A 7150-nucleotide genomic window follows, 5' to 3' on the forward strand; every position below is an offset into this window, starting at 1 on the left:
TTTTTCTTAAATCATTTTAAACCCTAATAATTTTTATATTTTTCAATAGCTTACTTACTTTTCTATTTTTATTTACTGTGTTCATTTACAGGGTTTTTATGTATAATCATCAGGTATTTACAAATAAAAATTGATCGGAAAAGATCACGAACCAGAAATTTTTGCACAAAATTGCACAGTGAATTGCACAGAAATCTAGGGTGAAATTTATGGCTACGGTAACGAAATCTACAACAGGTTGGCGTGTAAAAATTAGAAAAAAAGGGATCTACAAATCAGGGACTTTTCGCACAAAGGCCGAGGCGCAAGCCTGGGCGAATAAAATATAGAAAGTGAGATTAACGCAGGGACATACTCCAACATCCCTGACATCACGTTTGCCGCTCTCATCGACAAATACATTAAAGAAATTACTGTGCATAAAAAAAGCAAAAGGGAAGAAACCTTGCGCCTTACTCGCTTGGCTACAATGGACGTTGGAAGAATCAAACTGGCAGAACTGACTGAACAAGAGATTTTATTGCTTGACGAGATGAATGGCTATCGATGCTGATATATGCCATTTCATTGCCTAATGTGTTCAACTCTTCATCAGTAAGTTTCACGTGTACATTAGATTTGCGTAACTTTTGTTACTTCTTTGAATTTGATCACTTTTTTCCATATAGACAGTTCTACTCATTTAGTTATAAACTAAGCTAAAAGTTCATTAGTTTAATGATTGATTAATCAAATTAATGATGGATTTTGTCAAAAAAATTGATTTTTAGTATTTCTTCTCGGGATTGCTTGTTTATCAACTATTTTACAAGCCAAAGAATGGTATGAAGAAAAGGTACGTTACACCAAGCCACTATGAAAGAATGGTGTAAAGCTGATACTAAAAATAAATTGGTAACGGCGGGAGATTTTATTTCTTTAAGTTTCAAGGAGGAACTCCTAAAACCTGAACTAATAAAAGCACTTAAAGAATATGGTTTATCAGGTTTAAAAGTAATGGCAGAAGAAATGGTAACCGCTTTAGATACTGCTGCTTGCGAAGGTAAAAAAGCAAGTAAAGAACTAATCCCAACAAAAGTGAGTGATTTAGCTAGTATGTCAATGATTTTGATGGGCTGGATTGGTAAAAAAGAATAAAAGGTAGATAAAGATGAAAAAACTCACCTTGATTCTCACAGCGCTTTGCTTTAGCTTTCCTGCCTTATCTGCAGGCAAATATAGCTGTGATGACCCAATCCCCTACTGTAAGAAAATGAAATCTTGCGAACAAGCAAGGTTTTATTTAAACCAATGTGGTGCAGGGCGATTAGACCGCGACAATGACGGCGTGCCTTGTGAGAATGTTTGTGGGAAAGGTAGGTGATATTATTGAATTGCAATTAAGAAATGGCTTTTATCTTGTAGGAGTAGTAATTAGTGAGTTTATCTGTATACTGGTGGTAGTTTTTGTGGATATTATGGGAGTATTAAAGACATACTCTTTTATTTAGATAAGATGCTGTATTTTGAGTAAGCAAACAGTTAAACTGTATAAAAGATCAGTTTTTGGAGGTTTCATGCTTAATAAAAAATCACGTTTTATCTTGACTATTAGCGGGGTTGCCCCTGTGTGTGCAACAGTGGGCTTGTTAGCTTTTATTGGAGGGAACAAAAATGGATGGAATATTATTCAGCATTTTAAAGATTTCCAATTTACAAAAGAAGAACTATTGTTTGTTGTGTCAGTATTCTTGCTTATTGTTAGTATTAGTTTGTTCCCCTTAGTACTGAGACAAGCAAAAAAAGAAGAACGATGGCATTCTCCAAATGAAATAAAAATTAGTTCATTAACACCTGCTAATGGTGAAATTACAAATTATTTCTTAGGGTATTTATTTCCTTTATTAGGTGGAGGTGAGTTATTTAATAATATTTATATTTCCATATTTTTTTATATTAGTATGTTTATATGGGTAAGTTTTTCAGGTGCATATAGTTTAAATCCTATTTTTACATTTTTAGGATATAAATTTTATGAAGCAGAAAAAGAAACAGAAACCGGAAAAACAATAGGGTTTATACTAATTGCAAAAGGAATTATTTCTAGCCCCGAACTACCATATAAAAATGGTAAAGCTAACAGAGCACACTTATTTACAAGTTAAGGATAATTAATGAAAATATTTGCTATCGTTGATAATCGTGTAATGCGATTTAAATTAGATCAATCAGCTCAAAATTTGGCAGAAGATGTTTTTAATAATGCGAAAATTCGATTTAATTTTGAAGAAGAGATTGAGTTTAGTGCGGACTATAAACCAAGTACAAATGAATGTTTTCTCATTAGGGATTTTAATAGTTCAGTCAATTTTAATTTACTTAGAACAGATATAGATGCTATTGATGAATTAGGTAACAATGGAAACGTTGCATTAAATGATATTAGAGCTATCTTTGCTTTAGATTCTGATGGCAATATTTTAGTTCAATACTTCGATAAGAGAAACATCATTGATTTGTCTAGAACATTTATTTCTCGATTTACAGCACAATCTCATGAATTTGTTGCTGCGACAACAAATGGTATTTCATTGTCCAATGAAATTATAGCAGTTATATCTTCAAATAATGAAATTAGATTCAAATCAATGCAATTACTTAGACATATTTTTGATATGGATCAGTATTTTAGAGCTGCAACAGATGATGAAGTTAATACTTTTTTGCAGAGAAGTAATAGTTTTGATATAGAACCTACTTTTAACATAGAGAGAGTTGATGATTCAACAGTTAGAAAAAAAATAACTATTATAAATAATAGTCAAGTGTTAGAAAAATATACTGTATCAGAGTTAATTGAAGCGGCGAGAAGTGTAAATTATCCAATACCAACTAATGAGTCAACGGATAAATTGCTTATCCCAGCTGAGAAAAGAGCCTTTAAAGATTTATTACAATTTTTAAGTTCTAATATTTATAAGGATCCTATCACAGGAGAAACCCGCATAACTAATTCAAGTCGTCCATATAATAGATAATCTAACCGCCTTATAGGCGGTTTGTATTACTATTTTTCGTATTTTCTACTTGCAAATCTACCGCACTTGTAAACCCACTATCCCCAATACTATGCGTACCTTAGTAATAATCCATTCCGAACTGTCAATCATTGATCTAAACCCTTGCACGGCAAGTTTATTTAAAAGGTATATCACTAGGTATGTAAAAATAAGTCTGACAAAACGAATCTATTTATAGCTACATAAAAGTTTGTAATATAACCACACATTTAATTTTAATAGGCGTGGTACTTATGACAACCAATGACTTACTTAATCTTTACCGTTTAGAGAAAAGCACTTCTGACTTTTATGAAGATTGGCGTGCTGGTGCGGCCTTTATTTGGTTTGCTATCGTCAGCATTCCGAAACTTTTTGACTTACCCTGTCTAAAATATTACTCATTTGCTCTATGGATAGTAACGATACTGACATTAATTGCCATTTTTTTTTTTCATTTCCAACACCATCAAGCTAGCAAGCGAATGGATCAAATTATGAAAATGTTACTGGTTAAGAATCCATAATCCAAAGCGGTCAATCGACCGCTTTATTTTTCCTCATCAACTTTCAGCTCCAGCTCCACCGCACTTGTAAACCCACTCCCCCCAATACTATGCGTTACCTTAGTAATAATCCATTCCGAGCTATCAATCATCGCTTTAAACCCTTGCACGGTAACGGGTAGTTCTGGCATTAGTTCAGGATTGCCTAGGGCAAGGTTTAGGCTAAATGTTGCCACACCACGTTGAATTTTATCAAAGGCGGCTTTTGCCGCATTTAATGCCGCCGCTTCGGTTTTGTAGGTGTGGCGTAGGGTTTTCATTTGGTTTGCATCGGTTTCCACGGGTTCGCTTTGCACCAGTTGATTATATTTACGTTTGCTTTGTCGTTGCCCTGTTACTGTGCCATCTTTACGTGTTCTGCCTTTGGTTAAGCGGGTTTTACGTTCGATTTTGCTGTTTTTATCAAATACCACTTCACCTTTTTTGCCTGTGTCTAAATTATGCCAATAGGCACGCACGGCGGTGTAATTCTCGCTTTCAACCAGCGAAAAATTGAAGCTATCGCCCGATTGTCGGGTGATGTGAATAGGCTGTAAGGGCTTATCTGTGGCGGTTTTGCCTTTACCCGCAGGCATAAATAACAGCTTGCCGTTTTTCACCGTGGCAATGGCATCATTTTCTTCTGCAAGGCGTGAAAGCAGGTTGATGGTGCTTTCGTTGGTTTGATCAAGATGGGAAATAGCTTTATCTTTAAATGCTTTATGGCATAAGGGTTCTAAGCCGTTTTCTTGGGCAATCTGTTCAATGAGTTTGCCAAAAGTCGTTTGGTGAAATGACCGCTCTTTTTGCTATGCAATGTGCCACGCATATCCGCACTTTTTGCCCGAATAGTCAGGCTGTCAGGCGTGCCGCTATATTGGATTTCGTCCACAATGTAGCTACCCTTGGGAATAAGCTGCTGCCCTTTCCAGCCAATCGCGATATCAATTTTTGCGCCACGATTTGGCAACATTAATGCGCCATCGTGATCGCTAAGCTGCAAATCCAATTCATCCGCCTCAAAGCCACGGTTATCAATTAAAGTGAGTTGCATTAAGCGTTGGTTGACTTGTTGAGTGATGTCCTGCTCGCCATTTTTACTACTCACACTGATGCTAAATTGTGGGATTTTGTGATTGGTTTCGCGCATTTGTTGATAATATTCGTCATAGTGCATTAGGCAATCAATCCTTTCACGGCATCACCAAGATCAGCTAAAAGACTATCATCAGTACGTTTTAACTTCATTGAGAAATCAATGCGGCGTGCTTTGCCATCAGCAAAAAATACCGATTGCGTTTCGCTGATTTCTTCGATGACATACCAACCCAGCACCATAAAATTAGCGCCGTCGATTAAGGGATAAGGCTCGCCTTGTTCGGCAAGGGCTTCCAAGGTAGCAATGCTCATTTCCCCCCCTGTGATACTCGGCATTAGCACTCCTTGAATGGTGATGCTTTCGCTTTCCTTTCCCACAAACTGGGCTTTAGGCATTCGTCCAATCACCGAATTAGTGGGGTGTCGCCACTGTGCAGTGCGCTGTGTTTCTTGGTAGGGTATGGTTGAGCGCATAAACACAAAAAAGCCATACGCCATCATTGCGAAGTTTTGTAGCATTATGTGATCCTCTATTTGTAGGGGCGAACCTGTGTGTTCGCCCGTTTACGCCCGTATTTGCAATAGTCAGCAATGGCGGTAGCTTTCGCGGGCAGACACATAGGTCTGCCCCTACGTTGGGTTAATCAAACGCCCTACATCGGTTTAATTAAAGTGCGGTGAAATTTTCGTAAATTTTGCACCGCACTTTATTCTTGATATTCTGCCCGTTCACGGGCTTTCCCCGCCATTGCATTAATTCGTCCAACTCCATTTCGTCAAATACATTCGGCGACCAATGAAACACGGTGGCAATGTCGGCAATGGTATCTTCCACCGTGGCAGGGATAAGCAAAGGGGCTAGGCTTCCATTACTGCTTCGGCTGGTTCGGTTTTCACGAAAAAACCGACAATTTCCGATCAAAGAGCGGTGAAATCAATCGGGTCAAGGTTCAGCACGTCTGCTTTGGTTAAAGCAGGCGAAGTAACACGTGGCAGCAACTGACAATACGCATCAACGTCCATTTGCATTACATCAAACATTTTCAGCCCTTTTAATGCCGCAATGTTGGGCTTCAACACGCTGATTTCGCGGATTTCTTTCTCGCCACGTACGAGGGCTTGGGTTAAGGTAACGTGTTTGCTATTTTGGTTTGTTTTTTTCATTTTCTATTCCTTTTCGCTTTCAAAAAATGCCCCTTGCGGGGCTGCGGTGTGTCCGTTATAAACCAATGGCTTTGCGGTGTTCCGCTAGGCGGTCTTTGCCGTTTACTACATAAAGATCATTGATTAAATCAATTTAGATTAAGTCTTTTCCATTAACGTCCAATTTCGCTTGCGCCACAAGCAAGGCTTTCAAGCCGGTATATTGTCTGCTGCCTGTTACCGTACCAATCACATTTGCCGTAGTTGCTGCGCCCTCATCGCTTTCGTCATCGCCTTGTTCCACACGCACCACAACTGTGAGCGTGTTGACTTGGTTGCTAATGGCTTTTAAGGTTTTCGCCAGCGTGCCTTGCGAGCCTGCTTTGGCAATGCCAGCCATTGTGTTGGTGAGCAAAACAGGGGTGTTAAGTGGATAAGCCTCGGCGTCAGCATCATTTGCGGTGCAAACAATCCCAATCACAGCCGTGGACGGTGTTTTGATTGTGCGCGTGCCTTCGTTAATTTCGATGACCCGCACGCGGTGTAAATAGTCCATAAATAGCCCTTTTGGTTAGGTTGATTAAATTTAGGGCTATTTTGCAACGAGAAAAAATGACCCGCTATTGATTGCGAATGTGAATGGAAATATGACAGAAAAACAAGATGACATCATAAGATTGCGTTCTGGTAATTGAAGTTATACAATGTATAAACATTTATGAGGAGGAACTAATGCAACTAACAATAAAAAAATGGGGCAATAGTGTGGGCATTCGCATTCCTGCACCGGTGCTTTCGGAATTGCAATTGAACGTGGATCACTTGGTTGATATGCAAGTTGAAAATGGCAAAATTATTATTGCCCCACTGCCACAGCAACCCTCTCTAAACCAATTGCTCGCCAATATTCACCCTGACAATCTGCATCAAGAAGTGGATTTTGGTGAGTCTGAAGGAGGGGAATGGTGATGAAGGAATATATTCCCGATGTGGGCGATATTATTTGGTTGAATTTCACCCCACAAGCAGGGCACGAGCAAGCCGGTCATCGCCCAGCGGTGGTGCTTAGCCCTAAAGCCTATAATCATCTCACCAGTTTGTTAATTTGCTGTCCGCTCACAACAAAAATTAAAGGTTACCCTTTTGAAGTCGCCATTGATGGTACGCCAAAAAATGTGGTGTTATCGGATCAAATTAAAAGCCTTGATTGGCGTGTGCGAAAAGCGGAGTTTAAAGGAAAATTGCCCTTGATGAATTAGCGGAAATTCGGCAGAAAATCGCACTACTGTTAAATCTTTAAATAAAAAGCGGAATATTCCGCTTTTT

13 protein-coding genes and 1 pseudogene are annotated in these 7150 nt (G+C 38.7%); 8 read left to right on the forward strand and 6 right to left on the reverse strand.

Annotated features, from left to right (window positions below):
* Positions 1–415: 415 nt before the first annotated feature.
* From C3Z13_RS11760 to C3Z13_RS11120, 6 genes are all read left to right on the forward strand, one after another.
* Complete coding sequence (locus C3Z13_RS11760) at positions 416–553, forward strand: hypothetical protein (RefSeq protein WP_181022060.1); 138 nt, start codon at positions 416–418, stop codon at positions 551–553.
* Between the two features lie 302 nt (positions 554–855).
* A complete protein-coding gene (locus C3Z13_RS11100) occupies positions 856–1137 on the forward strand; it encodes a hypothetical protein (RefSeq protein ID WP_103855947.1) in 282 nt (93 codons plus the stop codon).
* Between the two features lie 13 nt (positions 1138–1150).
* Positions 1151–1363, forward strand: coding sequence for an excalibur calcium-binding domain-containing protein (locus C3Z13_RS11105; RefSeq protein ID WP_103855948.1), 213 nt, complete (start codon positions 1151–1153; stop codon positions 1361–1363).
* A 142-nt stretch (positions 1364–1505) separates the two neighbouring features.
* The gene (locus C3Z13_RS11110) at positions 1506–2144 is read left to right on the forward strand and encodes a hypothetical protein (RefSeq protein ID WP_146256899.1); all 639 of its coding nucleotides are present in this window, start codon (positions 1506–1508) and stop codon (positions 2142–2144) included.
* Between the two features lie 9 nt (positions 2145–2153).
* Positions 2154–3017, forward strand: a complete 864-nt coding sequence (locus C3Z13_RS11115; protein WP_103855950.1) for a hypothetical protein — start codon at positions 2154–2156, stop codon at positions 3015–3017.
* 275 nt (positions 3018–3292) lie between these two features.
* Positions 3293–3565: a hypothetical protein gene (locus C3Z13_RS11120; RefSeq protein WP_103855951.1), complete on the forward strand. Its 273-nt coding sequence runs from the start codon at positions 3293–3295 to the stop codon at positions 3563–3565.
* A gap of 23 nt (positions 3566–3588) precedes the next feature.
* Here C3Z13_RS11120 and C3Z13_RS11125 read toward each other — a convergent pair.
* From C3Z13_RS11125 to C3Z13_RS11145, 6 genes and pseudogenes are all read right to left on the reverse strand, one after another.
* Positions 3589–4760, reverse strand: a pseudogene (locus C3Z13_RS11125) (phage late control D family protein).
* Complete coding sequence (locus tag C3Z13_RS11130; RefSeq protein ID WP_103855952.1) at positions 4760–5200, reverse strand: phage tail protein; 441 nt, start codon at positions 5198–5200, stop codon at positions 4760–4762. The pseudogene C3Z13_RS11125 and the gene C3Z13_RS11130 overlap by 1 nt, the downstream one beginning before the upstream one ends.
* Positions 5201–5348: 148 nt before the next feature.
* Positions 5349–5534 (reverse strand): GpE family phage tail protein, encoded by a 186-nt coding sequence (locus tag C3Z13_RS12755; RefSeq protein WP_281258795.1) that lies wholly within the window; start codon positions 5532–5534, stop codon positions 5349–5351.
* A 65-nt stretch (positions 5535–5599) separates the two neighbouring features.
* Positions 5600–5845 (reverse strand): phage tail assembly protein, encoded by a 246-nt coding sequence (locus tag C3Z13_RS11140; RefSeq protein WP_103855953.1) that lies wholly within the window; start codon positions 5843–5845, stop codon positions 5600–5602.
* A gap of 55 nt (positions 5846–5900) precedes the next feature.
* Positions 5901–5978, reverse strand: a complete 78-nt coding sequence (locus tag C3Z13_RS12910) for a phage major tail tube protein (protein WP_370445388.1) — start codon at positions 5976–5978, stop codon at positions 5901–5903.
* Entirely contained in the window at positions 5979–6380 is a 402-nt protein-coding gene (locus tag C3Z13_RS11145) for a phage tail sheath protein (protein ID WP_245872658.1), read from the reverse strand.
* Positions 6381–6556: 176 nt separating this feature from the next.
* Between C3Z13_RS11145 and C3Z13_RS11150 the strand changes: the two genes are divergently transcribed.
* Both C3Z13_RS11150 and mazF read left to right on the forward strand, forming a co-directional pair.
* Positions 6557–6793 (forward strand): AbrB/MazE/SpoVT family DNA-binding domain-containing protein, encoded by a 237-nt coding sequence (locus tag C3Z13_RS11150; protein WP_103855954.1) that lies wholly within the window; start codon positions 6557–6559, stop codon positions 6791–6793.
* Entirely contained in the window at positions 6793–7083 is a 291-nt protein-coding gene (mazF, locus tag C3Z13_RS11155; protein WP_245872659.1) for an endoribonuclease MazF, read from the forward strand. Before C3Z13_RS11150 ends, mazF begins: the two co-directional genes overlap by 1 nt.
* The last annotated feature ends 67 nt before the right edge of the window (positions 7084–7150 follow it).

The sequence above is a fragment of the Avibacterium endocarditidis genome (assembly GCF_002921145.1).
GTDB classification, from domain to species: Bacteria; Pseudomonadota; Gammaproteobacteria; order Enterobacterales; family Pasteurellaceae; genus Avibacterium; species Avibacterium endocarditidis.

Bases quoted from the DNA above. Each gene is read 5' to 3' on its own strand.
- C3Z13_RS11100 (WP_103855947.1), top strand. From the start codon at position 856: ATGAAAGAATGGTGTAAAGCTGATACTAAAAATAAATTGGTAACGGCG.
- C3Z13_RS11105 (WP_103855948.1), top strand. From the start codon at position 1,151: ATGAAAAAACTCACCTTGATTCTCACAGCGCTTTGCTTTAGCTTTCCT.
- C3Z13_RS11115 (WP_103855950.1), top strand. From the start codon at position 2,154: ATGAAAATATTTGCTATCGTTGATAATCGTGTAATGCGATTTAAATTA.
- C3Z13_RS11120 (WP_103855951.1), top strand. From the start codon at position 3,293: ATGACAACCAATGACTTACTTAATCTTTACCGTTTAGAGAAAAGCACT.
- C3Z13_RS11130 (WP_103855952.1), bottom strand. From the start codon at position 5,200: ATGCTACAAAACTTCGCAATGATGGCGTATGGCTTTTTTGTGTTTATG.
- C3Z13_RS11140 (WP_103855953.1), bottom strand. From the start codon at position 5,845: ATGAAAAAAACAAACCAAAATAGCAAACACGTTACCTTAACCCAAGCC.
- C3Z13_RS11145 (WP_245872658.1), bottom strand. From the start codon at position 6,380: ATGGACTATTTACACCGCGTGCGGGTCATCGAAATTAACGAAGGCACG.
- C3Z13_RS11150 (WP_103855954.1), top strand. From the start codon at position 6,557: ATGCAACTAACAATAAAAAAATGGGGCAATAGTGTGGGCATTCGCATT.
- mazF (WP_245872659.1), top strand. From the start codon at position 6,793: ATGAAGGAATATATTCCCGATGTGGGCGATATTATTTGGTTGAATTTC.